24 protein-coding genes are annotated in these 25,159 nt (G+C 64.4%); 16 read left to right on the top strand and 8 right to left on the bottom strand.

The genetic code is table 11. From position 1 onward, the window contains the following. The first annotated feature begins 198 nt into the window (after nucleotides 1–198). The 4 genes from NCS58_RS20180 (at nucleotide 199) to NCS58_RS20165 (ending at nucleotide 4,555) form a co-directional block, all read left to right on the top strand. Nucleotides 199–843 (top strand): hypothetical protein, encoded by a 645-nt coding sequence (locus NCS58_RS20180; RefSeq protein ID WP_061117901.1) that lies wholly within the window; start codon nucleotides 199–201, stop codon nucleotides 841–843. A 29-nt stretch (nucleotides 844–872) separates the two neighbouring features. Then, complete coding sequence (locus tag NCS58_RS20175) at nucleotides 873–1,913, top strand: LacI family DNA-binding transcriptional regulator (protein WP_061117902.1); 1,041 nt, start codon at nucleotides 873–875, stop codon at nucleotides 1,911–1,913. A 79-nt stretch (nucleotides 1,914–1,992) separates the two neighbouring features. Further along, nucleotides 1,993–3,777: an IlvD/Edd family dehydratase gene (locus NCS58_RS20170; protein ID WP_250477490.1), complete on the top strand. Its 1,785-nt coding sequence runs from the start codon at nucleotides 1,993–1,995 to the stop codon at nucleotides 3,775–3,777. A gap of 10 nt (nucleotides 3,778–3,787) precedes the next feature. After that, nucleotides 3,788–4,555, top strand: coding sequence for an SDR family NAD(P)-dependent oxidoreductase (locus tag NCS58_RS20165; protein WP_061117904.1), 768 nt, complete (start codon nucleotides 3,788–3,790; stop codon nucleotides 4,553–4,555). 18 nt (nucleotides 4,556–4,573) lie between these two features. Here the strand turns inward: NCS58_RS20165 and NCS58_RS20160 are convergent, their stop codons facing one another. Next, nucleotides 4,574–4,906, bottom strand: coding sequence for a hypothetical protein (locus tag NCS58_RS20160; RefSeq protein ID WP_061117905.1), 333 nt, complete (start codon nucleotides 4,904–4,906; stop codon nucleotides 4,574–4,576). Nucleotides 4,907–5,187: 281 nt separating this feature from the next. Between NCS58_RS20160 and NCS58_RS20155 the strand changes: the two genes are divergently transcribed. The 9 genes from NCS58_RS20155 to NCS58_RS20115 all read left to right on the top strand — a co-directional run bounded on the left by NCS58_RS20155 (nucleotide 5,188) and on the right by NCS58_RS20115 (nucleotide 15,962). Further along, nucleotides 5,188–6,363 carry an MBL fold metallo-hydrolase gene (locus NCS58_RS20155; RefSeq protein ID WP_250490487.1) on the top strand — a complete coding sequence of 392 codons (1,176 nt, stop codon included), beginning with the start codon at nucleotides 5,188–5,190 and terminating at the stop codon, nucleotides 6,361–6,363. 75 nt (nucleotides 6,364–6,438) lie between these two features. Further along, complete coding sequence (locus NCS58_RS20150; RefSeq protein ID WP_061117906.1) at nucleotides 6,439–8,064, top strand: methyl-accepting chemotaxis protein; 1,626 nt, start codon at nucleotides 6,439–6,441, stop codon at nucleotides 8,062–8,064. Between the two features lie 22 nt (nucleotides 8,065–8,086). After that, the gene (locus NCS58_RS20145; RefSeq protein ID WP_061118124.1) at nucleotides 8,087–8,557 is read left to right on the top strand and encodes a chemotaxis protein CheW; all 471 of its coding nucleotides are present in this window, start codon (nucleotides 8,087–8,089) and stop codon (nucleotides 8,555–8,557) included. Next, on the top strand, nucleotides 8,554–9,882 hold the full coding sequence (locus tag NCS58_RS20140) for a protein-glutamate O-methyltransferase CheR (protein ID WP_061117907.1): 1,329 nt from the start codon (nucleotides 8,554–8,556) through the stop codon (nucleotides 9,880–9,882). Before NCS58_RS20145 ends, NCS58_RS20140 begins: the two co-directional genes overlap by 4 nt. Further along, nucleotides 9,879–10,610: a chemotaxis protein CheW gene (locus NCS58_RS20135; RefSeq protein WP_061117908.1), complete on the top strand. Its 732-nt coding sequence runs from the start codon at nucleotides 9,879–9,881 to the stop codon at nucleotides 10,608–10,610. Before NCS58_RS20140 ends, NCS58_RS20135 begins: the two co-directional genes overlap by 4 nt. Continuing rightward, nucleotides 10,607–12,871 carry a hybrid sensor histidine kinase/response regulator gene (locus NCS58_RS20130; RefSeq protein WP_061117909.1) on the top strand — a complete coding sequence of 755 codons (2,265 nt, stop codon included), beginning with the start codon at nucleotides 10,607–10,609 and terminating at the stop codon, nucleotides 12,869–12,871. The genes NCS58_RS20135 and NCS58_RS20130 overlap by 4 nt, the downstream gene beginning before the upstream one ends. Continuing rightward, nucleotides 12,868–13,866: a chemotaxis response regulator protein-glutamate methylesterase gene (locus tag NCS58_RS20125; RefSeq protein ID WP_061117910.1), complete on the top strand. Its 999-nt coding sequence runs from the start codon at nucleotides 12,868–12,870 to the stop codon at nucleotides 13,864–13,866. Before NCS58_RS20130 ends, NCS58_RS20125 begins: the two co-directional genes overlap by 4 nt. 45 nt (nucleotides 13,867–13,911) lie before the next feature. Beyond that, nucleotides 13,912–15,030 (top strand): diguanylate cyclase, encoded by a 1,119-nt coding sequence (locus NCS58_RS20120; protein WP_284502335.1) that lies wholly within the window; start codon nucleotides 13,912–13,914, stop codon nucleotides 15,028–15,030. A gap of 401 nt (nucleotides 15,031–15,431) precedes the next feature. Then, a complete protein-coding gene (locus NCS58_RS20115) occupies nucleotides 15,432–15,962 on the top strand; it encodes a contractile injection system protein, VgrG/Pvc8 family (RefSeq protein WP_250477488.1) in 531 nt (176 codons plus the stop codon). Nucleotides 15,963–16,133: 171 nt separating this feature from the next. Here NCS58_RS20115 and NCS58_RS20110 read toward each other — a convergent pair whose 3' ends face one another. The 6 genes from NCS58_RS20110 to clcA form a co-directional block, all read right to left on the bottom strand. After that, complete coding sequence (locus tag NCS58_RS20110; RefSeq protein WP_008352793.1) at nucleotides 16,134–16,295, bottom strand: DUF1328 family protein; 162 nt, start codon at nucleotides 16,293–16,295, stop codon at nucleotides 16,134–16,136. A gap of 76 nt (nucleotides 16,296–16,371) precedes the next feature. After that, nucleotides 16,372–16,554 (bottom strand): hypothetical protein, encoded by a 183-nt coding sequence (locus NCS58_RS20105; RefSeq protein ID WP_143756320.1) that lies wholly within the window; start codon nucleotides 16,552–16,554, stop codon nucleotides 16,372–16,374. Next, nucleotides 16,505–16,672, bottom strand: coding sequence for a hypothetical protein (locus NCS58_RS20100; protein ID WP_250477487.1), 168 nt, complete (start codon nucleotides 16,670–16,672; stop codon nucleotides 16,505–16,507). The genes NCS58_RS20105 and NCS58_RS20100 overlap by 50 nt, the downstream gene beginning before the upstream one ends. 287 nt (nucleotides 16,673–16,959) lie before the next feature. After that, nucleotides 16,960–17,574: a LysE family translocator gene (locus NCS58_RS20095; protein ID WP_061117913.1), complete on the bottom strand. Its 615-nt coding sequence runs from the start codon at nucleotides 17,572–17,574 to the stop codon at nucleotides 16,960–16,962. Between the two features lie 140 nt (nucleotides 17,575–17,714). Next, on the bottom strand, nucleotides 17,715–18,743 hold the full coding sequence (locus NCS58_RS20090; protein ID WP_061117914.1) for an aldo/keto reductase: 1,029 nt from the start codon (nucleotides 18,741–18,743) through the stop codon (nucleotides 17,715–17,717). A gap of 115 nt (nucleotides 18,744–18,858) precedes the next feature. Beyond that, the gene (clcA, locus tag NCS58_RS20085) at nucleotides 18,859–20,184 is read right to left on the bottom strand and encodes a H(+)/Cl(-) exchange transporter ClcA (protein ID WP_061117915.1); all 1,326 of its coding nucleotides are present in this window, start codon (nucleotides 20,182–20,184) and stop codon (nucleotides 18,859–18,861) included. A gap of 113 nt (nucleotides 20,185–20,297) precedes the next feature. Here clcA and NCS58_RS20080 point away from each other — a divergent pair, with 113 nt between their 5' ends. The 3 genes from NCS58_RS20080 to NCS58_RS20070 all read left to right on the top strand — a co-directional run bounded on the left by NCS58_RS20080 (nucleotide 20,298) and on the right by NCS58_RS20070 (nucleotide 24,042). Beyond that, on the top strand, nucleotides 20,298–22,598 hold the full coding sequence (locus NCS58_RS20080; protein ID WP_250538866.1) for a VTT domain-containing protein: 2,301 nt from the start codon (nucleotides 20,298–20,300) through the stop codon (nucleotides 22,596–22,598). Then, complete coding sequence (locus NCS58_RS20075; RefSeq protein WP_061117917.1) at nucleotides 22,595–23,362, top strand: endonuclease/exonuclease/phosphatase family protein; 768 nt, start codon at nucleotides 22,595–22,597, stop codon at nucleotides 23,360–23,362. Before NCS58_RS20080 ends, NCS58_RS20075 begins: the two co-directional genes overlap by 4 nt. 221 nt (nucleotides 23,363–23,583) lie before the next feature. Continuing rightward, entirely contained in the window at nucleotides 23,584–24,042 is a 459-nt protein-coding gene (locus tag NCS58_RS20070) for an HU family DNA-binding protein (protein ID WP_061117918.1), read from the top strand. Nucleotides 24,043–24,156: 114 nt separating this feature from the next. Here the strand turns inward: NCS58_RS20070 and NCS58_RS20065 are convergent, their stop codons facing one another. Then, nucleotides 24,157–25,056 (bottom strand): LysR family transcriptional regulator, encoded by a 900-nt coding sequence (locus tag NCS58_RS20065; protein WP_061117919.1) that lies wholly within the window; start codon nucleotides 25,054–25,056, stop codon nucleotides 24,157–24,159. Nucleotides 25,057–25,159 lie beyond the last annotated feature (103 nt).

The following is a 25,159-nucleotide window of genomic DNA, read 5'->3' as shown; positions in this document are numbered from 1 at the left end:
TGTGAAAGTAGGTAATCGTCAGGCTCCTCATGCGATAAACAAAAACCCCACCCCGCAAAGGTGGGGTTTTTGCGTTTGGGAACCGAATTCTTCCAAGAAAGTTCGTTCCAACACCATCCCATCTCCGATGCACGGTTTCAGTCGGTAGAATGGCGTCGAAAGGTTGTAACCATCATGCCGACCCTTCCCGGAGCGCATATGAGAACGAGCCTGTTGATTGCCGCCGTCAGCGCCGCGTTGCTTGTCGCGGCGTGTGGCAAGAAGAACGATGCAAGCGAGTCCAGCCTGGGCGCTGCGATTTCCGCCGACATGAAAACGAATCGCGGCCTGCTATGCCTGAATCGAAGTGGTCGTGGGCCGTACGCGTTCCCATCTGTCTATAGCAATCGCGACCTCAACGAATATTCCGCTGCCGCACTGCGCGAGCAACTCGCCGCGCTCGAAAAAAGCGGGCTCATTGCGCGCGCGGCGCCGACTCCGGCGAACGCCAACGCCAAGCAGAACGGCATCGCGTACGGTCTCACTGGCGAAGGGCAGAAATATGCGGTCGAAACCAACCGCCCCGCCGGCGACCCCAACGCCACGAGCGACCCGCGCGCCTGGATGCTTTGCTATGCGCACGTCAAGCTGGACAAGGTCGTCGGCTGGACGGAGCCCGATCCTACGGCTCACCGCTCGGACGTCACGTACACCTACAAGCTCGAAAGCGTGGCCCCGTGGATGGACGATCGTGACATCAAGCGCGCCTTTCCCGACGTGACCGCCGCCGACCGCGAGGCCGGTGAAACGAAGCTGCACATTATTCTCGAGCAGCGCGAGGACGGCTGGGTGCGGGTGGATTGAAGCCGCCGGCCCCGCTTTCGAAATCACACATGCCGCCATCGTCCTTCGATCCTTCCGCCGGCCCGCCGCGCATGTCTGATGTCGCGCGTCTCGCCGGCGTTTCGAAGATGACCGTATCCCGCGTGCTCGCCGGCCACAGTGTCGCGGTGGCGACGCGCGCTCGCGTCCAGAAGGCAATCGACGAACTCGGCTACGTCGCCGATGCCGCCGCGGGCGCCTTGTCGTCCGGACGCTCGGAGTTCGTCGCCGTGCTGGTTCCGTCGCTCGCAAGTTCCAACTTTTCGGACACCGTACGCGGTCTTTCCGCGTCGCTCGAGCCGCACGGCCTGCAATTGCTGATCGGAGACACGGACTACCATCTGGATCGCGAAGAACGGCTCGTGCGCTCGATGCTGCGTCATCAGCCGCGCTGCATCGCGCTGACCGGTTCGCGTCATACGGAAGCGACGCGCACGCTGCTGCGCCGCTCCGGCGTGCCCGTCGTGGAGATGTGGGATTCGCCGTCCGATCCGATCGATGCCGCCGTCGGGTTCTCCAACGTCAGCGCCGCAAGAGAGATGGTGCGCTATCTGGCGGACAAAGGCCACGAACGCATCGGCTTTCTCGGCGGGGCGAGCGAGCTGGACCGTCGCGGCCTGGATCGTTTGAAGGGCTTTCGCGCGCAGATGAAGGCGCTCGGTCTGGACGACGAACGCATCATTCGTCTCGGCGATTCTCCGATCACGATGAGTCACGGCGGCCCCGCGATGGCCGAATTGCTCGACACCTGGCCCGACACGCAAGCCGTGATGTGCGTCAGCGACATGTCTGCGTTCGGCGCGATAATGGAATGTCACCGGCGCGGCCTCGTCGTGCCGGACGACATCGCCGTCGCGGGCTTCGGTAACTTCGAAGTAGCCGCCTGCTGCACGCCATCGATCACGACGATTTCCGTCGATGCATACGGGATCGGCTCGCGGACCGGCGCGACCTTGCTGGCGGCGCTGGAGGCGCGCGAGCAAGGCATCGTCGGGCCGAGCGGCAAGCGCGTGCGCGTCGCTTATTCCGTGGTGCCGCGCGAAAGCGCCTGAGCCGAAGCAGTGCGCCGAGTGCGTGCTAACATTGAGTCGAATGTTACCGGTAACGTAAATATAAACAGAGAGACATCCCATGCCCCAACAGAATCCCAGGCGACTGCGCAGCCAGGAATGGTTCGACGATCCCTCGCACGCCGACATGACGGCTCTATACGTCGAGCGTTTCATGAACTACGGCCTGACGCGCGAGGAATTGCAATCGGGCCGACCGATCATCGGCATTGCGCAGACCGGCAGCGATCTGGCGCCGTGCAATCGCCATCACATCGAACTCGCCGCGCGAACGAAGGCAGGCATTCGCGATGCCGGTGGCATTCCAATGGAGTTCCCCGTGCATCCGCTCGCGGAGCAGAGCCGCCGCCCGACCGCCGCGCTCGATCGCAATCTCGCCTATCTCGGTCTGGTTGAAATCCTGCACGGCTTTCCGCTCGACGGCGTCGTGCTCACCACCGGTTGCGACAAGACGACGCCGGCGTGCCTGATGGCCGCGGCCACCGTCGACATGCCCGCGATCGTGCTCTCGGGCGGCCCGATGCTCGACGGCTGGCACGAAGGCAAGCGCGTCGGTTCAGGCACCGTGATCTGGCATGCGCGCAACCTGCTCGCGGCGGGCGAGATCGATTACGAAGGCTTCATGCGCCTGACGACGGCGTCGTCGCCGTCCATCGGCCATTGCAATACGATGGGCACCGCGCTTTCGATGAACAGTCTCGCCGAAGCGCTCGGCATGTCCCTGCCGACGTGCGCGAGCATTCCCGCCGCATATCGCGAGCGCGGGCAGATGGCGTACGCGACTGGCAAGCGCATCGTCGATATGGTGCGCGAGGATCTGAAGCCGTCGAAAATCATGACGCACGACGCGTTCATCAACGCAATCGTGGTCGCCTCAGCGCTCGGCGCATCGACGAATTGCCCCCCGCATCTGATCGCGATCGCGCGGCACATAGGCATCGAGTTGAGTCTCGATGATTGGCAACGCCATGGCGAACAGGTGCCGCTCATCGTGAACTGCATGCCCGCCGGCGAATATCTCGGCGAGAGCTTTCATCGCTCGGGCGGGGTGCCCGCGGTCATGCGGCAACTCGACAAGGCGGGACTCATCAGACGCGATTGCCTGACCGTGTCGGGCCGCACGATCGGCGAGATCGCGAACGATGCGCCGGCCGCCGACAATGAAGTCATCCGCACCACGGACGATCCGCTGAAACACGGCGCGGGCTTCATGGTCCTGTCGGGCAATTTCTTCGATAGCGCGATCATGAAGATTTCGGTCGTCGGCGATGCGTTCAGAAAGACGTACTTGAGCGAGCCCGGTGCGGAAAACGCTTTCGAGGCGCGCGCAATCGTCTTCGATGGCCCCGAGGATTACCACGCGCGCATCAACGATCCGTCGCTCGACATCGACGAACATTGCATCCTCGTGATTCGCGGCTGCGGCACGGTGGGTTATCCGGGCAGCGCGGAAGTCGTGAACATGGCGCCGCCCGCCGAACTGATCAAGCGCGGCATCGATTCGCTGCCCTGCATGGGAGACGGACGCCAGAGCGGGACGTCCGCGAGCCCGTCGATTCTCAACATGTCACCCGAAGCGGCGGTGGGCGGCGGTCTCGCGCTCCTGCGCACGAACGACAGGATTCGCGTCGATCTGAACGCGCGCAGCGTGAACGTGCTGCTGGACGAAGCCGAGCTCGAAAGCCGCCGCGCGCAATCCGCATTCGCCGCGCCGGTCGCGCAGACGCCGTGGCAGGAGTTGTATCGACAAACGGTAGGACAGTTGTCGACGGGCGGCTGTCTCGAACCCGCGACCCTGTATCTGAAGGTGATCGAAACGCGCGGCAATCCGCGCCATTCACACTGAGCGAGCCGCCATGTCCTACGCCATCTACCCGAGTCTTGCGGACAAGCGCGTCGTCGTGACGGGCGGCGGCAGCGGCATCGGCGCGGCGATCGTCGAGGCGTTCGCGAAGCAGGGCGCGCGCGTGTTCTTCATCGATGTCGCCGAGGCCGATTCGCGGCAACTCGAACAGGCCCTCGCGAGCGAGAAGCATGCGCCGACGTTTCTGCATTGCGATCTGCGCGACACGGCCGCCATCGAAAAGGCCTTCGACGACATCGCCAGCGAAGCCGGTTCAATCGACGTGCTGGTCAACAACGCCGCGAACGACGACCGCCATCAGTGGGACAACGTGAGCAGCGCGTACTGGGACGAGCGCATGGCCGTCAATCTGCGGCATCAGTTTTTCTGCGCGCAGGCCGCGGCAGAGCGCATGCGCACGCAGAAGCACGGCGCGATCGTCAATATGGGCTCGATTTCGTGGCATCTCGCGTTGCCCGATCTCACGCTCTACATGACCGCGAAGGCCGCGATCGAAGGACTCACGCGCGGGCTCGCGCGCGAACTCGGCGAGCATGGCATCCGCGTGAACACGGTGATTCCCGGCGCCGTGCGCACGCCGCGTCAGACGAAGCTGTGGCAATCGCCCGAAAGCGGGGCGAAACTGCTCGCGCAGCAATGCCTGCACGAGCGGATCGACCCGGAACACATCGCCCGCATGGTGCTGTTTCTCGCATCGGACGACGCGGCACGCTGCACCGCGCGCGACTATTACGTCGATGCGGGCTGGTTCGGCACGTGACGCATGACGTAATGCGTTTCAGATGCGCGCATCGCGACGCCGCGTCACCTTCGGCGTCGCCCTGACGGTCGGCATCGTGCCGCTTTCGATGCAATGCTGCACGGCATCTGCGGCTTCGTCATAGTCGCGTTCATCGAGCCAGTGCCAGACTGCCGCGAGAAAGAGGCCGAGTCCCGCATGCCCGCAATGGGCGATTACCTCGGCGATGCCTTCCGCGAGCGCGTCGTTGCGGCCCTCGGGCTGCATCGCGCTCGCGACATGCGATGCCGTGCGCGATACCAGCATCGCGTGCATCGTATGCAGTTGCGGATTGAACGTGCTTGCGGCGTTTTTTCTTTGACTGCTGCCCATGAAACCCCCGTCTCTGGCTCGGCATGCGGCGACGGCATTGGAATTGCGTGCGCGCCGCGAGTGATTCTTCGAATGCGCCTTTTCTTAGGCGATGGGGTCGACTTACGCAAGAAGCGGGCCGACGGTCCACTTCGACCGGCGAACTTCGTTTCGCGCCTTATATAACGGCGCAGCACGCATCCTGCTGGGAACGGAGAAAAAAGCGTGTAAAGACGATCGCGCATGCATTTCATACAATTCAGCGCCGTGTGCGGCAAGCAATCCATCAAAACATGCGTCTTATGTCCTACTTTTGGTCGGCTGTATTCGCTTTGATCGCGGGCTGCTCGTCGGGCGCAACCGCGCGCAGTGATGAATCCGCGCATGCACCGGAATCGCAACAGCCGCAAGCGCTGCACCACGCGAAGCGCACCGCGTCCGGCTTCGAAAACGATTATGGTCATCTGCCGCGCGAATCGTTTCTGAAGTGGCGCTGGGAGCGCTTCACGCATGGCTTGCCGAAACCGCCCGCGAACGGCTATCACTTTCCGATGGCGCATCCCGACATCGCGTGGCTCAAGGCCAACCGCACCGCCGATACGCTCACGTGGATCGGCCATGCGAGCGCGCTGGTACAGATCGACGGCGTGAACATCCTCACCGATCCGGTGTTCTCCGAGCGCGCATCGCCGTTCTCGTTCGCGGGCCCGAAGCGCAAGACGCCGCCCGGCCTCACGCTGAACGAGCTGCCGCACATCGACATCGTGCTGATTTCGCACAATCACTACGATCATCTCGACAAGCCGAGTATCGAAGCGCTCAACCGGCAACCGGGCGGCCCTCCGCGCTTTCTCGTGCCGCTCGGGATCAGGCAGTGGATGAAGGACATCGGCGTGACGAACGTCGAAGAACTCGACTGGAGCGACGAGACGCACGCTGCCGGGCTGAATATCTGGTTCGTGCCGAGCCAGCACTGGTCGGCGCGCACGCCGTTCGACCGCGCGGAAACCCTGTGGGGCGGCTGGGTCGTGAAGACGCCGGCAGGCGCGGCGCATCCGTACTCGTTTTACTTCGCGGGCGACACGGGCTATTCGCCGGACTTTCGCGATATCGGCGCGCGGTTCGGCGGTTTCGATCTCGCGCTGATTCCGATCGGCGCCTACGATCCGCGCTGGTTCATGCACGCGCAGCACGTCGATCCCGAGGAAGCGGTGCGTGTTTTCCAGGACGTCCACGCGAAGAAGGCGATCGGCATTCACTGGGGTTCATTCGAACTGACCGACGAGCCGCTCGACGAACCGCCACGCCGGCTCGCCGACGCCGTGCGCCGCGCCGGCCTGCCCGCAGACGCCTTCACCGTACTGAAACACGGTGAAATGATTCGCCTCGACACGCCGAACTCAAGCGCAGCCACAAGCGGCCGTAAACACGGTCTGGGAGCGCGGCTTTCACGCGCACGAATTCTTCCTGCAAATTGAGGCGCCTCATCGTCGAGGCGACTCGCGGTTGTGCGCGGCGCGGCAATCGTCTTTATCACTGATGGGGCTCATCGCGTGAAGCAACTGTCCATTCGGCATCGCATTCTGGCCAGCTTCGGCATCATTCTTTCACTGATGCTCGTCATGGCGGCACTGTCGTACACGCTGCTTGGCGGAATCGATCGCGAAGCCAAGAGTCTCGAAGACGATTCGATGCTCGGCGTCTCGCTTTCCAGCGATCTGCGCGCGACATGGTTCGAGAACTACGCGATCACGCAGCGGCTCGTCTTCATCGACAAGGACGCCGAACAGGTGCGCCGCGATACGCAGCGTCTCGCCGAAACGCGCGCCACGATCGACAAGCTGATGGACACCTACGTGCCTACCATCTTCGAAGAAGATGACCGGCGCCTCTTCAACGATTTCAAGCGCCAGCGCGACCTTTACCTTCCGGTTCAGGACGAGACGCTGCGCGAACTCGCGAGCTCGAAGGACGCGGCCGCCGCGACCTTCAACACGCGTCTCGCGCCGGTATGGGAAGCAGGACAGACCGCGACGCGCGCGCTCGTCGACCATAACGAGAGCTTCAACGCGAAATCCGTGGAAAGCATTCGCGGCTCGGTGCAGAAGTCGGAAGCGACGCTCATCGTCATCATGCTCATTGCGATTGCGGCGGCAGCGGTGCTCGGCTTCATGCTGATGAAGGCGCTGACGGTGCCGATGCTGCGCATGGTCGATGTGGTGGACAAGATGCGCACCGGCGACCTCACGCAGCGGCTCGCGCTCGCGCGCCGCGACGAATTCGGCACGCTGGAAGCGGGCTTCAATCGCATGACCGACGAGCTCACGGGTCTTGTCGGCCAGGCGCAGAAATCGGCTGTGCAGGTGACGACATCGGTATCTGAGATCGCGGCGACCGCGCGCGAGCAGCAGGCCACCGCGAGCGAGACGGCCGCGACGACGACGGAAATCGGCGCGACCTCGCGCGAGATTTTCGCCACGGCGCGCGACCTCGTGCGCACGATGAACGAAGTGTCGGGCGTGGCGGAGCAATCGGCGGCGCTCGCGGGCACGGGTCAGGCGGGACTCACGCGCATGGAGGAAACCATGCGCCTCGTGATGGAAGCGGCGGGCTCGGTGAACGGCAAGCTCGCGATCCTCAACGAAAAGGCGGGCAATATCAATCAGGTCGTCGCGACCATCACGAAAGTCGCGGATCAGACCAACTTGCTCTCGCTGAACGCGGCGATCGAGGCGGAGAAGGCGGGCGAGTATGGGCGCGGCTTCGCGGTCGTCGCGACCGAGATTCGCCGTCTCGCGGATCAGACGGCCGTCGCCACGTTCGACATCGAACAGATGGTGAAGGAGATCCAGTCCGCCGTCGCGGCAGGCGTGATGGGCATGGACAAGTTCTCCGAGGAAGTGCGCCGCGGCATGCTCGATGTGCAGCAAGTCGGCGGTCAGCTTTCGCAGATCATCCATCAGGTACAGACGCTCGCGCCGCGCTTCTCGATGATCAACGAAGGCATGCAGACGCAGGCCACCGGCGCGGACCAGATCTCGCAGGCGCTGTCGCAACTGTCCGAAGCCGCGCAGCAGACGGCCGAATCGCTGCGCCAGTCGACGCAGGCGATCGACGATCTCACGCATGTCGCGAACGGCCTGCGCACGGGCGTGTCGCGCTTCAAGGTGGCGGCTTGACGTTCCATTGAGGCGCGCCGCGATGCTCTTCGTCCAGTTCACGCTCGGGTCCGACCGCTATCTGCTCGACAGCGCGCACGTCGAACGCATGCTGCCGCTCGCGCCGCTGAAGGCGTTGCCGGGCGCGCCCGCCTGGGTCGCGGGCGTGCTCGATTACGAAGGCGCGAGCGTGCCCGTCATCGATATCGCGGCGCTTGCGCTCGGGCGCGCATCGCAGGAAAGGCTTTCGACGCGGCTCGCGCTCGTCGCGTATCCGCGTTGCGGCGACGACGGCGTGACGACGCTTCATCGGCTCGGTCTTCTGCTCGAACAGGCGACGCGCACCGTCACATTCGATGCCGCTTCGTTCAGCGATGCGGGCATCGACACGCCGCACGCGCGCTATCTCGGCCCGCTCACGCGCGACGAAGCGGGGCTGCTGCAATGGGTGCGCATCGAGCATCTGTTGCCCGACGACGTGCAGGCGCTGCTTTTCGCCGGGAGCGACGCATGAGCGCGCTGCCGACATCATTCGCCGATGCCCGTCATGACGAGCCGTTCGGCATGGGCCGATTCATCGACCTGCTGCATCGCACGATCGGGCTCGATGCCGAATCGATCGGCGCGAACGCGGTGTCGCGTGCGGTGCGCGAGCGTTACACCCTGTGGCGAGACGAGCACGGCGGCACACTGGACGACTACTATCGCGCGGTGACGCAAGATGCCGCGCACATGCAGGAACTGATCGAAGCGGTCGTCGTGCCGGAGACATGGTACTTTCGCGATCCCGAAGCCTTCGCCGCGCTCGCGCGTCTTGCGCGCGTGCGTCTGCACGAGCGGCCCGCGAAGCCGGTGCGCGTGCTGAGCGCGCCGTGCTCGACCGGCGAGGAAGCCTATACCGTTGCGATCGCGCTGATCGAAGCGGGCATCCCCGCCGAGCGCTTCTCGATCGACGCGATCGACGTGAGCGAACGCGCGCTTGCCGTCGCGCGCCGCGCGCACTACGGGCGCAACGCGTTTCGCCAGCGCGCGCTCGATTTTCGCGACCGTCACTTCCGCGCAGCCGATGGCGGCTGGCAACTCGATCCCGCCGTCGCGCAGACCGTGCGCTTCTCGCAAGCGAATCTTCTGCAACTCGACACGCACGCGTTCGAGCAGTTCGATTTCATTCTGTGCCGCAACGTGCTCATCTATTTCGACCGCGACACACAGTCCGCGGTTTTCCGTGTGCTCGATGCACTGCTCGCGCATGGCGGCACCTTATTCGTGGGTCCGGCGGAGACGGGTCTTCTGATGCGCGAGGGCATGAGCTCCTCGAACATTCCGCTCGCGTTCGCGTTCAACCGGGCCGAGCGCGAGCATGTCAGCGTCTTCGATGCGGCGTGGCCGAGCCTGCCCGCCGTGAAGACGCCGCCGCCCATGAAGTCCGCGTTCGTCCTGCCCGCATGGGCCAGCGCGCCGCCCCCGGTTCGTGCGGTGCCGGTGCCGGTTCCCGGGGCGCGCGAAGACGCGCGCGTTCGGCCCGAGCCCGCGATCAGCCTCACGCATGCGCGCGAACTCGCCGATGCCGGACAGCTCGAAGCCGCGGCGAACGCGGCGCATGCGTATCTGCGCGTGAATCCATCGAACGCGGATGCGTACTATCTGCTCGGCGTGATCGCGGATGCGCGTGGCGAGCATCAGGCAGCGCGCGGTCATTATCGTCGCGCGCTGTATCTCGAACCCGCGCATCCCGAAGCGCTCGCGCATCTGGCCGCTTGCCTCTCGCTCGACGGCGATGAAAGCGGCGCGCGCCTCTTGCTCGCACGCGCCGGGCGCGTCACCGGGAGCGCGCGATGAACGCACGCGACACCCATATCGCGATCGATATCGACGATTGCTGGAACCGCATCGGCGTGCGCGGCGATGCGTCGTGTCCGAAGCTCGAACGCTACGTGCATTGCCGCAATTGCCCGATTCACGACGAAGCGGCCGCGCGCGTGCTCGATCGCGTGGAAGCACGCACGTCGATCGAACAGACGAGCGCGGTTTCGTCGAACGAGACGCAGAGCGTCGGCCAGACCGGCGCGCATTCGTGTCTCGTGTTTCGCATCGGCGGCGAATGGCTCGGCTTGCCGACGACCGTTTGCGCGCAAGTCGCTCAACTGCGTCCGGTGCATTCGCTGCCGCATCGGCGGCATCGCGCGGTGCTCGGCATCGTCAACGTGCGTGGCCGACTGATCGTGTGCGCCTCGCTTGCGCGGCTCTTCGGCATCGAAGAACGCGCTGTGAACGACGTATCGCATAACCGGACGCTCGATGCGCGCGAGCTCGGCCGTCTGCTCGTCATCCAGCGCGCGCAAGGCCGCGATCATGCGAACGGCGATCATGAAGGTCCGATCGCTTTTCCCGTCGATGCCGTCGACGGCGTGCATCGTTTCACGAGCGCCCAGCTTCAGCCCGTGCCCGCGACGCTCGCGCAGCGCGTGGCGTCGCATGCGCATGCGGTGGCCGCGTTCAAGGACGCGACCGTCGGCCTGCTCGACGCCGATCGTCTCATCGACAGCATGAACCGGAGTCTCACATGACGAGCATCGATCCCGGCCGCTCGTCGTTGCTCGAACTCTTTCAGGAAGAAGCGCGCGCGCAGGCGCAGATTCTCTCCGATGGCCTCATCGCGCTCGAACGCGCACCGCGCGATCCCGTCACGCTCGAAGCGAGCATGCGCGCCGCGCATTCGCTGAAAGGCGCTGCGCGCGTGGTCGGCGTGCCGGTCGGCGTGACGCTCGCGCATGTGATGGAGGATTGCTTCGTCGCCGCGCAGGACGGGCGCGTCGTGCTCGACGCAGGCTATATCGACATGCTGCTGCGCGGCGTCGATCTCATCGTGCAGATCGGCGAGGCGCGCGACATCGATGCGCAAACGGCGCTCGAACGCGACGTGGATGCGTTCGTCGATGCGCTCAACGCGCGTCTCGAAGGCACGCAAGTGGCCGAAGCGCCGCTTTCGAGCCACGTTGCGCTGGATCTTTCGCAAGAACTTACGCTCGACAATGCGCCCGAGCTGGTCCAGACGCCTTCGCGCACGAATGAAGCGCGCATGCTGCGCATGCGTGCCGACACGCTCGACCGCCTGTTGAGCCACTCGGGCGAATCGCTCGTCGAATCGCGCTGGCTGAAGCCGTTTTCGCAATCGATGCTGCGCGTGAAGCGCATTCAGCACGACGCGAGCCGCGCGCTCGAACGTCTGCACGAAACGCTCACCGAGACGAACGCGACGCAACTCGACGCACGCGCGCATGCCGCGCTCGACGAAGTGCGGCGCCTGACGGCCGAAGCACATCGTCAATTGAGCGAGCGCCTGGCGGAACTCGAAAACTTCGATCGCCGCTCGACGCATCTCGCGCAGCAGATCTACGACGAAGCGCTCGCGTGCCGCATGCGTCCTTTCGTCGATGCGACCGGCGGCTTCGCGCGCATGGTGCGCGATGTCGCGCGCGGGCTCGGCAAGGACGTGCGGCTCGAGATCGCCGGCGAAACGACGCAGGTCGATCGCGACATTCTCGATCTGCTCGACGCGCCGCTCGGCCATCTGTTGCGCAACGCGGTCGATCACGGCATCGAGCAACCCGCGCTCAGGCGCGCGCTCGGCAAGCCCGACACCGGCACGATCACGCTCGAAGCGCGCCATAGCGCGGGTTCGCTCTTCATCAGCGTATCCGACGATGGCGCGGGCGTCGATCTCGATGCGCTGCGTCGCGCGGTCGTGCGCAAGAATCTCGCGAACGAGGACACTGCCGCGCGTCTCACCGAAGCCGAGCTGCTCGAATTTCTTTTCCTGCCCGGCTTCTCGATGCGCGATGCGGTCACGGATGTATCCGGGCGCGGCGTCGGCCTCGATGCGGTGCAGGACGTCGTGCGGCAGGTGCGCGGCAGTGTGCGCGTGACGCAGGACGTGCACGCGGGCACGCGCTTCACGTTGCAATTGCCCCTCACGCTGTCGGTGATCCGCAGCCTGATCGTCGAGGTGGCGGGCGAGCCTTACGGCCTGCCGCTCGCGCATGTCGCGCGCACGCTCGTGCTGCCCGCGAGCGCTATCGACACGCTCGAAGGCCAGCAGCACTTCTCGTTCGACGGAAAGCGCGTCGGCCTCGTCACCGCGCATCAGATCTTGCAGACCGCCGCATTCGAAGCGGCGAGCGATGCGCTCAACGTCGTCGTGATCGGGCAGGGCGCGGCGAGCTACGGCATCGTCATCGATCGATTTCTGGGCGAGCGCATGCTGGTCGTGCAGCCGCTCGACAAGCGGCTCGGCAAGGTGCGCAACATCGCGGCGGGCGCGCTGATGGAGAACGGCGACCCGCTGCTCATCGCCGATCTGGACGACTGGCTGCGCTCGGTCGAAAAGCTCGTTGGCAGCGGCGAACTCGGGCGCGTGGGCCCGAACGCGGCACGCTCGAGCGTGACGAGCGCAAAGCGCGTGCTCGTCGTCGACGATTCGCTCACCGTGCGCGAGCTGGAGCGCAAGCTGCTCGCCTCGCGCGGCTACGACGTGTCCGTCGCGGTAGATGGCATGGACGGCTGGAATGCGGTGCGTGGCGAACGCTTCGACCTCGTCATCACCGATATCGACATGCCGCGTCTCGATGGCATCGAGCTCGTCACGCTCATCAAGCGCGATGCGCAGCTTTCCGGCCTGCCGGTGATGATCGTGTCGTACAAGGATCGCGCGGAAGACCGTCAGCGCGGCCTCGATGCGGGCGCGGATTATTACCTCGCGAAAGGCAGTTTCCACGATCAGGCGCTCATCGAGGCGGTGCGCGATCTCATAGGCGAGGCGAAATCATGAAGATCGGCATCGTCAACGACGTTCCGCTCGCGGTGGAAGCGCTGCGGCGCGCGCTCGCGGCGCGGCCCGACTTCGAGATCGCGTGGGTCGCGCACGACGGTCGGCAGGCGGTCGACTATTGCGCGGCCCACACGCCCGATGTCGTGCTGATGGATCTCGTGATGCCGAACGTCGATGGCGTGCAGGCGTCGCGGACCATCATGGCGCGTTCGCCGTGCGCGATTCTCGTCGTCACCGTGGATGTCGGCGCGAACGCGTGGCGCGTGTACGAAGCGATGGGCGCGGGCGCGCTCGATGCCGTCGATACGCCCGCGCTCTCCGGCGCCGATGCGCGTCGCGGCGCGGCGGCATTGATTGCGAAGATCGATCAGATCGGCGCCCGGCTCGCGTCGTCGGGTGCCTCGTCCGTCAGCGCGATGAGCATGCCGAAAAGCCATGCGCGACTCGTTGCGATCGGCGCGTCGGCGGGCGGCCCGTCCGCGCTCGCAACGGTGCTCGGCGCGTTGCCGAAGGACTTCGCTGCGGCGATCGTCATCGTGCAGCATGTGGATCGCGCGTTCGCGGAAGGCATGGCGCAGTGGCTCCATGCGCAATCGGTGCTGCCCGTGCGCGTCGCGCGCGAGGGCGACAAACCGGTGCCGGGCGAAGTGCTGCTCGCTGCGACCAACGATCATCTCCATTTCGCCGATGCTTTACGCCTCGGTTACACCGCGCATCCCGAGCAGCTGCCTTACCGGCCTTCCGTCGATGTGTTTTTTCAGAGCGTGACCGAGCGCTGGACCGGCCGCGCGATCGGCGTGCTGCTGACGGGCATGGGCCGCGACGGCGCGATCGGCCTGAAGGCGATGCGCGCGAAGGGCTATCACACGATCGCGCAGGACGAGGCGACGAGCGCGGTGTACGGCATGCCGAAGGCCGCGGCCGCGCTCAACGCGGCGGCGTCGATATTGCCGCTGCCGCGCATCGCCGACGCAATCGCCAGGGCATTTTACTGATAGCGCCACGAACCAACCGATAAGCAATCAATCAAGGACACGTTCATGAAACTTCCTCATCCCGATCCGCTGGCCGAGCGTGCGAAACGGGCCGCGGCGGCAGGAACGCCGAGCATCGGGCGCGCGGGTTCGCGTGCGATGGTGGACGAGCGCGCCGTGTCCGATTTGCTCGCAGCCGCATTGAACGCGCCGCCCGCGGCCGAGTTGCCGGTGATGGTTTTGCTCGTGGACGATCAGGCGATCATCGCGGAGGCGCTGCGCCGTGCGCTCGCGGAAGAGACGAACGTCGATCTGCATTACTGCGCCAATCCGGAAGAGGCGCTGCGCACCGCGCAGGAAACGCGGCCGACGGTGATTCTGCAAGACCTCGTGATGCCCGGCGTCGATGGCTTGACGCTCGTGCGTCAGTACCGCGAGCATCCCGCGACGCGCGACATTCCGATCATCGTGCTCTCGACGAAGGAAGAGCCGCGGATCAAGAGCGCGGCGTTCGCGGCGGGCGCGAACGATTACCTCGTGAAGCTGCCCGATACGATCGAGCTCGTCGCGCGGGTGCGCTATCACTCGCGTTCGTATCAGAACCTGTTGCAGCGCGACGAGGCGTATCGCGCGCTGCGTCAGTCGCAGCAGAAGCTGCTCGAAACGAATCTGGAATTGCAGCGGCTGACGCATTCGGACGGGCTGACGGGGCTGTCGAATCGTCGCCGTCTCGATGATTATCTGAACGCCGAATGGCGGCGTGCGGCACGCGAGCATGCGGCCATCGGCTTCCTGATGATCGATGTCGATAACTTCAAGTCGTACAACGATACGTATGGACACGTCGCTGGCGACGATGTATTGAAGCTCGTCGCGCATACGATCGAGACGAGCCTCAACAGCCCAACGGACCTGGCCGCGCGTTTCGGCGGCGAGGAGTTCGCGGTGGTGTTGTTGTCGACATCGGCGCCGGGATTGCGGTTGCTTGGCGAGAAGATACGCATCGCGGTGGAGGCGCTCGACGTGCCGCACGCGGGTTCCGCGAGCGGGCGCGTGACGATCAGCATCGGCGGTGCGACTCAGATCGCCATGCAGGACGATGCGTCCAAGCAGCTCGTGGAAGCGGCGGATCTCGCGCTTTATCGGGCGAAAAGGGATGGGAAAAATCGGGTGGTGATTACGTGATTTGCGGCGCGTAGAGGCATGCAAAAACGCGCGGCGGCATATTGCGTCGTGGTGAGCGACCGATTCAACGCACATGACACCCTAGGCGGCAGGGCGGCACGCTCAATTCGCTCGTGCTCATGTAGGCGTTGCCGATTACGGCAGTCGATGAGGCACAGTTCATCGAGATCGAAGGCAATTCCAACAGCATCGCCGATAGCGGTGGTCGCAGCGGATCGTTGAGCGTGCTAAAGCTAAACGCAACGCGCAGGTGACCGCTTTCCCCCACTCGTAAGAGTAATCTTATTTGCCGTCGTTGATATGACGTGTTAATTGACAGCCTTTCGTTGCAATCCTAAATTCCAATGCGAAGCTTGAACGAACGATAAGACATCGTTTCATTCAACAAGATAGGTATGCATATGAATGCTGTCACAAAAAATCTAACTGATGCACTGAGCCGTCCGAGCGCGCGGCTCACCCAGCATCTGAGCATATGGATCGGCACGCTCGATCTCGGCCTTGACGTGCTCAAGTTCAAGGTCAAAGCGGGGCTATGCGATGACTACACGGTGGAGGTGACCGTGACCTCGCCGCAACTCGATATCGACGGCAAGCTGTGCGTAGGACGGCGCGCAGGTTTGCAGATCGACGAGCGCGTGGCCGTGCCGTCGGTGAACTACATCGAGCCTGTCGATCACGAGGCCGCCACCTTCAATGGCATCGTCACATGCTTTAAACGCATCAGCGCGAGCCGCGAGGAGGCGACCTATAAACTCCGCATCGAGCCCAGATTTGCCGCGCTTTGCAAGCGCGTGCATCGTTCAGACGTGTACAAGGACGTCACCTTTCAGGAGATGGTGACGCAGTTGCTGGTGGATCGAAGAACTTCGATGCTTTCGATATCGAGTTCCATCTGGAAGGCGCGCAGGAGAAGATGGAGCAGGGCGTGATGTACGGGGAGTCCGTCTGGGACTTCATCACACGTTACGCGAAACGTAGGGGCATTTGCTGGTTTCTGACTAACATAAAGCGCTGTCTCGGAACCCGCATAGACGCGAAACGCGCGGCCTCAAAAGAGCCCGCGCGTTTCGCTTTTTGCAACGCCCACTACACACCCAGCGTCATCGCCTGAACACGCCAAGCAGCAACGTCGCCAGAAAGATCACGATGAAGATGAAGAACAGGATCTTGGCGATTTCCGCCGCGCCCGTTGCGATCCCGCCGAAGCCGAAGACGGCCGCGATGATCGCGATGATGAAGAAGATGACAGCGTAACGGAGCATGGAGCCCTCCCGTGGGGTTCGGTTGATCGGTCGATTCGCAGGCGGGTCGATGCCGCTGCTTTCGCTCATCAGGTTCTTACCGCGCATCGTTCAAAGCAACAGGCGTGCCCAGCGTATCGAAGGCGCTCAGATGCAAAAACGCCGCAACGGGAAACATTGCGGCGTTGCGGATCGCGTCCTCATTGGCGCGATGGGCCCGGCTGTCGAGGCTAACGGCCTGCTGTGCGATCGGAGTCGGAATCTTCGGCGTCATCTTCATCGTCGACGCCGTTTAGCGCATCCGGCAGGTTGTTCTCCAGTTCATCGCGTTCGATCTGATCGGCCAGGTCGAGGGATTTGCGCGTGGCGGGACCGGATGGGCGATTGGCTCCAGACATGGCGTACTCCTTGGACAGATTTCAAAGCCGCGCCGACGATTCGGCGCGAACCAACGGACTAGCAAGGCATGTACGCGCCGGGCTGAAAACGCCGCCTTAAAGGATCGCTTAAGGACCGGTCGGGCGGCAAGGTGGACAGACGATGCTGGCGAGAAGAAACGCAGTCCCAAACTTGCAAGCGGGACGGCAGATTTTGCGTGCCGGCGCGTGAGTCCAGTATGCACCCGACAGGCGTCGAGGCAAAGAGCGCGCGCGCTTTTCATGCGGCGCGCGTTTCTCCTCACGCATCAATCGAACAAATGGGCGACGATCGGATACAGCGACAGCACCAGCAGCACGGCCATCGTGATGTTGAAGACGCGCAGCGAGCGCGGATTCGCAAGAAAACGCCGCAGCGACATGCCGAACGCGGCCCACATCGTGATGCACGGCAGCCCGATCACAACCAGCACCAGCGCCATCAGCGCCGCATTCAGCGAGAGGCTCGCGTGCAGATGGATGGTCGTCGCGGCCGTGAGCACCATCATCCACGCCTTGGGATTGATCCACTGGAACGCGATCGCTTCGTGAAAGCGCATCGGGCGGCCCTGCCCATCGCGCATCTGCACCGACGACGACGTGCCGATCTTCCATGCCAGATACAGCAGATACGCGACGCTCGCCGCTTCCAGCACGGTATAGAGCCACGGCACATGCTCGAACGCCTGCGCGAGCCCGAGACCGACCGCGATCATGAGAATCGCCATGCCGGCGCTGATGCCGAGCACATGCGGCACCGTTCGCTTCAGGCCGAAATTGACGCCCGAGGCGAGGAGCATCGTGTTGTTGGGGCCGGGCGTGATTGTCGTCACCAGCGCGAACAGCGCGGCGGCGGGCAGGGCATTCATGAGTTCGGTCGGCATGGCGCGCTCCGGTGGTTTCAGGCTCGATGGCGCCAAGTGTACGGGACGTGTCCGGTACAGTACCGATACAGATTTACGGAAGCCTCCCGGTACGGATTCTGAATGTGGCGGGCGGCACCCGCCACGCGCAGACTTAAGCCTTACACCGGGAACGGATTGCGTTCCGCGAATCCTTGCTGATGCCAATACGGGTACGCCGGCCGCACCGTGCTCGCCTCATCCAGTTTCTTCACCTGCTCGGCAGTCAGATTCCACCCGACCGCGCCGAGGTTCTGACGCAGTTGCTCTTCATTGCGCGCGCCGATGAGCACCGTCGCCACCGTCGGACGTTGCAGCAGCCAGTTGAGCGCGATCTGCGGGACGGTCTTGCCGGTTTCCTCGGCGATGGCGTCGAGCGCATCGACGACGCGATACAGGTACTCGTCCGGCACCGGCGGGCCCATGTCGGCGGTCTTGTGCAGGCGGCTCGTCGCGGGCAGCGGCTGGCCGCGACGGATCTTGCCGGTGAGCCGTCCCCATCCGAGCGGGCTCCACACGATCGCACCGACGCCCTGATCGAGCCCGAGTGGCATCAGCTCCCATTCGTAATCGCGGCCGATGAGCGAGTAATACGTCTGATTCGCGACATAGCGCGGATAGCCGTAGCGGTCCGCCACGTCGAGCGATTTCTGTAGATGCCAGCCCGAGAAATTCGACACGCCCGTATAGCGGATCTTGCCCGCGCGCACGAGATCGTCGAGTGTGGAAAGCGTTTCCTCGACAGGCGTCTTCGCATCGAAGCCGTGCAACTGGAACACGTCGATGTAATCCGTCTGCAGGCGCTGGAGCGCCGCGTTCACTGCCTGGATGAGATGAAAGCGCGACGATCCGACCGCGTTCGGATCGTCCTGGTCGAAACGGAACGTGGCCTTGGTCGAGACGATGACCTTGTCGCGCCGGCCCTTGAGCGCTTCGCCGAGTATCGATTCCGATGCGCCGCGCGAGTAGATGTCCGCGGTGTCGAACATCGTGACGCCCGCATCGAGACAGATGTCGACGAGCTTGCGCGCCTCGCTCACGTCGGTTTCGCCCCATGCCTGAAAGAATTCGCCCTTGCCGCCAAAGGTGCCGGTCCCGAAGCTCAATACTGGAACCTTGAAGCCCGAAGCACCGAGATGTCGATATTCCATTGCCTGTCCTCGTTAATGAAGTCGGAAGGCGCCGCGCTTCGTGCGTGAAACGCGGCGCAACGAACGTTCATCGACGAGACTACCGCAACCGTCCCGCGCATGCAGGACGCGGGCGCTAGCGTCTGGTCGCGGCACGCTCGCCGAGCGAATCGTAGATCGGCGGCACGCGCAGGAGCATCGGCACGACCATCGCGGTGAAGCAGGCGGTGAGCATCGGCAGGAGCAGGGTGAAGCTCGCCGTCATCTCGGTGACGAGCACGATGCCCGTGACCGGCGCGCGCACCACCGCGACGAAGAAAGCCGCCATGCCGACCACCGCGAACGTGCTCGTGTCGCCGGCGGCGGGTGCCATGCCGGGGAACCAGTCGAGACAGACGCGGCCGAACAGAAGGCCCGTCTGCGCACCGAGCACGAGCATCGGCGCGAAGATGCCGCCGGGTGCGCCCGCCGCGTACGACACCGGGCCGAGTATGAAGCGCAACGCGAACATCGCCGTCACGCCCGCCAGGGTGCCGGTGCCGAGAAGCGCGCGCTCGGTCAGCGCGTCGCCGCCGCCGGCGAGGTCCGGCGCGAACCAGGCGAGCAGACCGACCGCCGCGCCGATCGTCGCCGCGCGCATGGTCGCGTGCTTCACCGAGCCGGACGGCGCGACCGATTCGGCGGCGTCGAGCGTCCAGACGATGAGACGGCTATACGCCGCGCCCAGCAGTCCCAGCAGCGCGCCGAGCACGAGATGCGCGCCGCTCATTTCGAAGCCGGGGAATGGTTGCGGCGGGACGTGAAAGTCGGGGAAGTCGCCATGCAGCAGACGCGCCATTGCGATCGCGCTCGCCGATGCGCCGAGCGCCGCGACCGCCGTGCGGGTATCGAAACGGCGCGTCAGTTCTTCGAGCACGAATACGGCGCCCGCGATCGGCGCATTGAATGCGGTCGCAAGCCCGGCGCCCGCGCCGGCCGCGAGCAGCACCCGGCAATCGCCCACGTTGCGCCTGAAGAACCTGCCGACGGCATGCGCGATCGATGCGCCCATCTGCACCGTCGGGCCTTCGCGGCCGAGCGCGAGCCCCGCGCCAATGGCGAGCACGCCGCCCACGAACTTGATCGGAACGAGCACGAGCGGCGCGGGCGGCACTTTGCCGTGCAGCACCGCTTCGACATGGGGAATGCCGCTGCCGCTCGCCATCGGCGCGTAGCGCGCGACGAGCCACGCGGCGAGCGCGGCGGCGGCCGATGCAGCGAGCACGACGAGCACGATCGCCGCATCGTGTCCCGCGTGCGCCCACGCAACGAACGCGTTGCGCCATGTATCGGCGCGTTCGAGGGCGAAGCGAAAGAGCACGCCGATCGCGCCCGTCGCCGCGCCCACGACGACCGATGCCGCCGCGAGCGCAACGAGTCCTGCGCGCTCGTCGTCCTGATGGGTGACTTCGTTATCGTTCATCGCGCAGGTCGCTCCGGAATCGGCAAATGCAACGAAGCGTATCACCGCGTCGCGCGGCGGGCATGGTGCTTGCAAAACGAAAGTCATTTCGCCGGGAGTGCTGTAAACAGCAGATGACCCACGCAAACCACGACGAGCCGTTTTTCCAGCCGGGACGCAATTGCGCGAGCGTGCGTCACGCAGATCGCTTCAGCCTGCTCATCGACGGCGCGGATTATTTTCGCGTGCTGCGCGAGGCGCTCACGCGCGCCGAACGCACGGTGTTCATCCTCGGCTGGGACATCGACAGCCGCATGAAGCTCACGCCCGAAGGCGCCGACGACGGCTATCCCGAAGCGCTCGGCGATTTTCTCCACGCGCTTGCTGGCGACAAGCGGCGGCTGCGCATCTACATACTCGCGTGGGATTTCGCGATGCTCTATGCATTCGAGCGCGAGTGGCTGCCGGTCTACAAGATGGGCTGGCGCACGAACCGGCGCATCGCGTTCCAGATGGACGGCAAGCATCCGCTCGGCGGCTCGCAGCATCAGAAGATCGTCGTGATCGACGATCGCCTTGCGTTCGTCGGCGGTCTCGATCTCACGCGCTCGCGCTGGGATACCACCGCGCACGCCCCGGACGAGCCGCTGCGCCGCGATGCGAACGGCGCGGCGTATCAGCCGTTCCACGACGTCCACACGATGTTCGACGGCGACGCCGCGCGCGAGATCGGCCTGCTCGCACGCGAACGATGGACGCGCGCATGCGACAAGCGACTCGCGATCCGCGCGCATCGCGCCGCGCTTGCCCAGGACCCGTGGCCGCCTTCGCGACGTGTCGATCTCGAGGACGTCGATATCGCCATCTCCCTCACCGAGCCCGACTATCTCGGCCGCCCACCGGTGCAGCAGATTCGCACGCAGTATCTCGACGCCATCGCGCGGGCGCGGCGCAGCATCTATATCGAGAACCAGTACTTCACATCGGGCACCGTCGGCGCGGCGCTCGCCGATTCGCTCGCGCGCGACGATGGCCCCGATCTTGCCATCGTCGTGCCGCGCAATCAGAGTGGCTGGCTGCAGGAAGTGACGATGGGCGTGCTGCGTGCGCGCCTGCATACGCTGCTCAAGCGTGCCGATACGCACGGCCGCTATCGCCTGCTGTGCCCGAGCGTGCCGAATCTGGGCGACCAGATCGTCAACGTGCACAGCAAGCTGATGATCGTCGACGATGAATTGCTGATCGTCGGCTCGGCCAACCTGAACAATCGCTCGATGGTGCTCGACAGCGAGTGCAACGTGTCGATCGACGCGGGCGCCGACGCGCGCATCCGCCGCGCGATCGCGACGATGCGCGACACGCTGCTCGCGGAGCATCTCGGCTGCGAGATCGCGGATATCGTGCGCGAGCGCGACGCACGCGGCGGCATGAACGCCGCGATTCAGGCGCTGCTGCGCGAGCGCGACGCGCATCGCACGCTGGTGCCGCTCGACCCGCAAGTATCGCCCGAACTCGATCAACTGATTCCGCCCGAAGCGCTGATCGATCCCGAAACGCCGATCGCCGCCGACGAACTCGTCGATCAGTTCGTGCCCGCGGAGCGGACGCGCCCGCTCATCGGACGCTTTGCGCTGCTCGGCGGGTTCGCGCTGATGATCGTGCTCTTCGCGGCGCTGTGGCACTGGACGCCGCTCGGCGATTACGCGAACCTGAAGTCGCTCACGAACGCGACGCGCCATATCGACGCGTCGCCGTTCGCGCCGCTGTGGATCGTCCTCTGCTATGTCGTCGCCGCGGTCGTCTCGGTGCCGATCACGCTGCTCATCGCGGCTACGGGCATCGTCTTCGGCGCGTCATGGGGCGGCATGTACGCGTTCTTGGGCACGATGGCCGCGGCCGCCATTTCGTATTCGCTCGGCAACTGGCTCGGGCGCGATGCGGTGCGCAAGCTGGCGGGCGCGCGCGTGAACCGGCTGTCCGAACGCGTCGCGAAGCGCGGCATCGTCGCGGTCGTCGTGTTGCGGCTCTTGCCGGTCGCGCCGTTTTCGATCGTCAATCTCGTCGCGGGCGCATCGCATATCCGCATGCGCGATTTCATGATCGGCACGATGCTCGGCATGGGGCCGGGCATCTTTCTGACGGTTGCGTTCGCGCATCAGCTCGTCGCTTCGTTGCATCGGCCGACGATCGGCTCGTTCGCGGTGCTGATCGGCATCGGCGCGACCTTGATCGGCGTGTCGCTGCTGTTGCAGCGCTTTCTCGGCCGCGCGGATCGTCAGGAAACGCACGAAGGCGCGCCGGGCGATGCCGACAAGCCGCGCGCAAGCGACGAGGCCAGACGCGCGAGCGAACTGCGCGAGAACGGCACCATGCCGCGCGATGCGGCGGCGCGCGCATCGTCGAGAAACGAGCGTCCCGATGAGATCAACCAATGACGCTGATGCACGAAGCCGGAATAGAAAACGAAGACCTGGCCGACACCCGCGCTCGCGAGTTGCGTATCGCGACGTATAACTTGCATGGCGCGATAGGCATCGACGGCAAGTTCGCGCCGGAGCGCATCGGCGAGGTGCTCGCCGAGATCGATGCGGACATCTTCGCGTTGCAGGAAGTGCCGCTCGGCGGCAACGGCTCACCCGATGTGCTCGATGTGCTGCAACGCATGACGAACCTGCATGCTGTCGCCGGCCCGACGCTCGACACGCCCGAGCGCCGTTACGGCAACGCGGTGCTCACCCGCTATCCGGTGCGCGCGGTGCGTACACTCGATCTGTCGTTCAGAAGCCGCGAGCCGCGCGGCGCGCTCGACGCCGACATCGACTGCGGCGGCGAACTATGGCGTGTAGTCGCGACGCATCTCGGACTTGCATCCAGCGAAAGGCGTGCGCAAGTGGAGCTGGTGTTGCAGAACTTCGATACCCCCGCGCTGCCCGTGATCCTGCTCGGCGATCTGAACGAATGGTTCGTGTATGGCCGGACATTGCGGCGTCTCGTCACGCACTTTCATCGCGCGAGTGCGTTGCGCACCTTTCCGACGCGCTATCCGCTCTTCGCGCTCGATCGCATCTGGGTGCATCCGGGCGAGCGCCTCATGCGTGTCGACGTGCATCGCACACGGCTGTCGCGCATCGCTTCCGATCACTATCCGCTCATCGCGCATATCGCGCATCGTGCGTTTGCATCGTCCATGCAGCGCTAAAACGCATGACGTGTGCAACGCAAACGCAGCGAAGCACATCGCAAACGATGCCTTCATGACGCACGTGTCAGCGCCGCGCCACGAAAAACCCCTATAAAAACGATACAAAAGCGCAAAAGACTCGCACGAACTCGCTTGGCCTATGTAGAATCCGGCGTGATACGAACGCATCGGTGCGAACGTATTCGAATATCACTGACCAAAAAACAGGTAGGAGAAACATGCCGACTTCCGCTAAAACCGCTGCAAAGAAGGTCCCGGCCAAGAAGGCCACGGCGAAGACCGCCGCCGCACCGGCGAAGAAAGCTGCAGCACCGAAGGTTGCCGCGAAGAAAGTAGCCGCGAAGAAGACCACGGGCGCTCCCTCGCCGATCAAGGATACGTTCACGAAGGCATCGCTCGCGACGCACCTTGCAGACCGCGCCGCCGTCGACCTGAAGGCGGTGAAGGCCGTGCTGGTCGCGCTGGAAGACACCATCCTCGGTTCGATCCACAAGAAGGGCGCTGGCGAATTCACGCTGTCGGGTCTGCTGAAGATCTCCGCGCAAGCCGTGCCGGCTAAGAAGAAGCGCTTCGGCAAGGACCCGTTCACGGGTGAGGAGCGCTGGTTCCCGGCCAAGCCGGCAAGCGTTCGCATCAAGGCGCGCGCGCTGAAGAAGCTGAAGGACGCCGCGGCTTAAGTTTCGTCAGCCGGCGTTGTGGCTTCGGTTTCGTTGGCGAAATCGAAGCGCGATGAAAAAGAGGCCAGCTTCCCTTCATCGGGATGCTGGCCTCTTTTGCTTTCGCGGTTTTGATCAGCCGCGCACGTTGAATGGAGCGAAGATCTCGCCCAACCAATCCGCGAAAACCCGTACGCGCGCGGAGAGCTGACGGTTATGCGGATAGAGCACGGAGACCGGCATCGGTGGAGGGGCAAGGTCTGGGAGCACGACTTGCAGGCGGCCATGGGCGAGCGCATCGTCGATGTGATAGCGCGGCACCTGAACGATGCCGAGCCCCGCGATAGCCGCTTGCGTATAAAGTTCGACGCCCGACACCGACATCGCCGCTCTCAATTCGATGGTCTCGATACGCTCATCGACGGTGAATTCCAGCGGCAGCGCGCGGCCCGTCGCACTCGACACGAAATTCACCGCGCGATGCGACGCGAGCGCTGCGAGATCGTCCGGCACGCCTTCACGCGCGAGATACGCGGGACTCGCGACGGTCACCTGTTCGAGCAGCGCGACGCGCCGGCCGATCATCGACGAATCCTGCAACGTGCCCGCGCGCAAAACGCAGTCGACGCCTTCGCGCACGAGATCGACGAGTCTGTCGTCCTCTCCGATGTGCAGTTCGATCTGCTTATGCCGTTCGAGAAACGCAGGCAGTCCCGGCATGACGAAGTGCCGCGCGAGCGTGCCTTGCAGATTCACACGCAACATGCCCTTCGGCTCCGCATGTCTGAACGAGCCTTCCGCTTCTTCGAGATCCGCGATCAGACGCACGCAACGCCGATAGTGCTCTTCGCCATCATGCGTGAGGCGCACCGTGCGCGTCGTGCGTTCGAGCAGGCGCGCGCCGAGCCGCTCTTCCATGCGCTTCATCAGATTGGTGACGGTGGCACGCGGTATCTGCAAATCGTCGGCGGCCTGCGTGAAGCTGTGCCGCTCCGCGATACGCACGAATACCTGCATTTCCTGGAATCGATCCATGGGCTCGAGATTGTTGAAGCAACTGGAACGATGATACTAAGCCACACGCGATGATCGCGGAAACGGAATGATTCATCATGCTTGCCATCGAACAGCTTACTTT

This window comes from Caballeronia sp. INML3B (genome assembly GCF_023631305.1).
GTDB classification, from domain to species: Bacteria; Pseudomonadota; Gammaproteobacteria; order Burkholderiales; family Burkholderiaceae; genus Caballeronia; species Caballeronia turbans.
This window is presented reverse-complemented; position numbering and strand designations above follow the sequence as displayed.

Coding starts and splice junctions, on each gene's coding strand:
- NCS58_RS20180 (WP_061117901.1), top strand. CDS start 199: ATGAGAACGAGCCTGTTGATTGCCGCCGTCAGCGCCGCGTTGCTTGTC.
- NCS58_RS20175 (WP_061117902.1), top strand. CDS start 873: ATGCCGCCATCGTCCTTCGATCCTTCCGCCGGCCCGCCGCGCATGTCT.
- NCS58_RS20170 (WP_250477490.1), top strand. CDS start 1,993: ATGCCCCAACAGAATCCCAGGCGACTGCGCAGCCAGGAATGGTTCGAC.
- NCS58_RS20165 (WP_061117904.1), top strand. CDS start 3,788: ATGTCCTACGCCATCTACCCGAGTCTTGCGGACAAGCGCGTCGTCGTG.
- NCS58_RS20160 (WP_061117905.1), bottom strand. CDS start 4,906: ATGGGCAGCAGTCAAAGAAAAAACGCCGCAAGCACGTTCAATCCGCAA.
- NCS58_RS20155 (WP_250490487.1), top strand. CDS start 5,188: ATGTCCTACTTTTGGTCGGCTGTATTCGCTTTGATCGCGGGCTGCTCG.
- NCS58_RS20145 (WP_061118124.1), top strand. CDS start 8,087: ATGCTCTTCGTCCAGTTCACGCTCGGGTCCGACCGCTATCTGCTCGAC.
- NCS58_RS20140 (WP_061117907.1), top strand. CDS start 8,554: ATGAGCGCGCTGCCGACATCATTCGCCGATGCCCGTCATGACGAGCCG.
- NCS58_RS20135 (WP_061117908.1), top strand. CDS start 9,879: ATGAACGCACGCGACACCCATATCGCGATCGATATCGACGATTGCTGG.
- NCS58_RS20130 (WP_061117909.1), top strand. CDS start 10,607: ATGACGAGCATCGATCCCGGCCGCTCGTCGTTGCTCGAACTCTTTCAG.
- NCS58_RS20125 (WP_061117910.1), top strand. CDS start 12,868: ATGAAGATCGGCATCGTCAACGACGTTCCGCTCGCGGTGGAAGCGCTG.
- NCS58_RS20120 (WP_284502335.1), top strand. CDS start 13,912: ATGAAACTTCCTCATCCCGATCCGCTGGCCGAGCGTGCGAAACGGGCC.
- NCS58_RS20115 (WP_250477488.1), top strand. CDS start 15,432: ATGAATGCTGTCACAAAAAATCTAACTGATGCACTGAGCCGTCCGAGC.
- NCS58_RS20110 (WP_008352793.1), bottom strand. CDS start 16,295: ATGCTCCGTTACGCTGTCATCTTCTTCATCATCGCGATCATCGCGGCC.
- NCS58_RS20105 (WP_143756320.1), bottom strand. CDS start 16,554: ATGAAGATGACGCCGAAGATTCCGACTCCGATCGCACAGCAGGCCGTT.
- NCS58_RS20100 (WP_250477487.1), bottom strand. CDS start 16,672: ATGTCTGGAGCCAATCGCCCATCCGGTCCCGCCACGCGCAAATCCCTC.
- NCS58_RS20095 (WP_061117913.1), bottom strand. CDS start 17,574: ATGCCGACCGAACTCATGAATGCCCTGCCCGCCGCCGCGCTGTTCGCG.
- NCS58_RS20090 (WP_061117914.1), bottom strand. CDS start 18,743: ATGGAATATCGACATCTCGGTGCTTCGGGCTTCAAGGTTCCAGTATTG.
- clcA (WP_061117915.1), bottom strand. CDS start 20,184: ATGAACGATAACGAAGTCACCCATCAGGACGACGAGCGCGCAGGACTC.
- NCS58_RS20080 (WP_250538866.1), top strand. CDS start 20,298: ATGACCCACGCAAACCACGACGAGCCGTTTTTCCAGCCGGGACGCAAT.
- NCS58_RS20075 (WP_061117917.1), top strand. CDS start 22,595: ATGACGCTGATGCACGAAGCCGGAATAGAAAACGAAGACCTGGCCGAC.
- NCS58_RS20070 (WP_061117918.1), top strand. CDS start 23,584: ATGCCGACTTCCGCTAAAACCGCTGCAAAGAAGGTCCCGGCCAAGAAG.
- NCS58_RS20065 (WP_061117919.1), bottom strand. CDS start 25,056: ATGGATCGATTCCAGGAAATGCAGGTATTCGTGCGTATCGCGGAGCGG.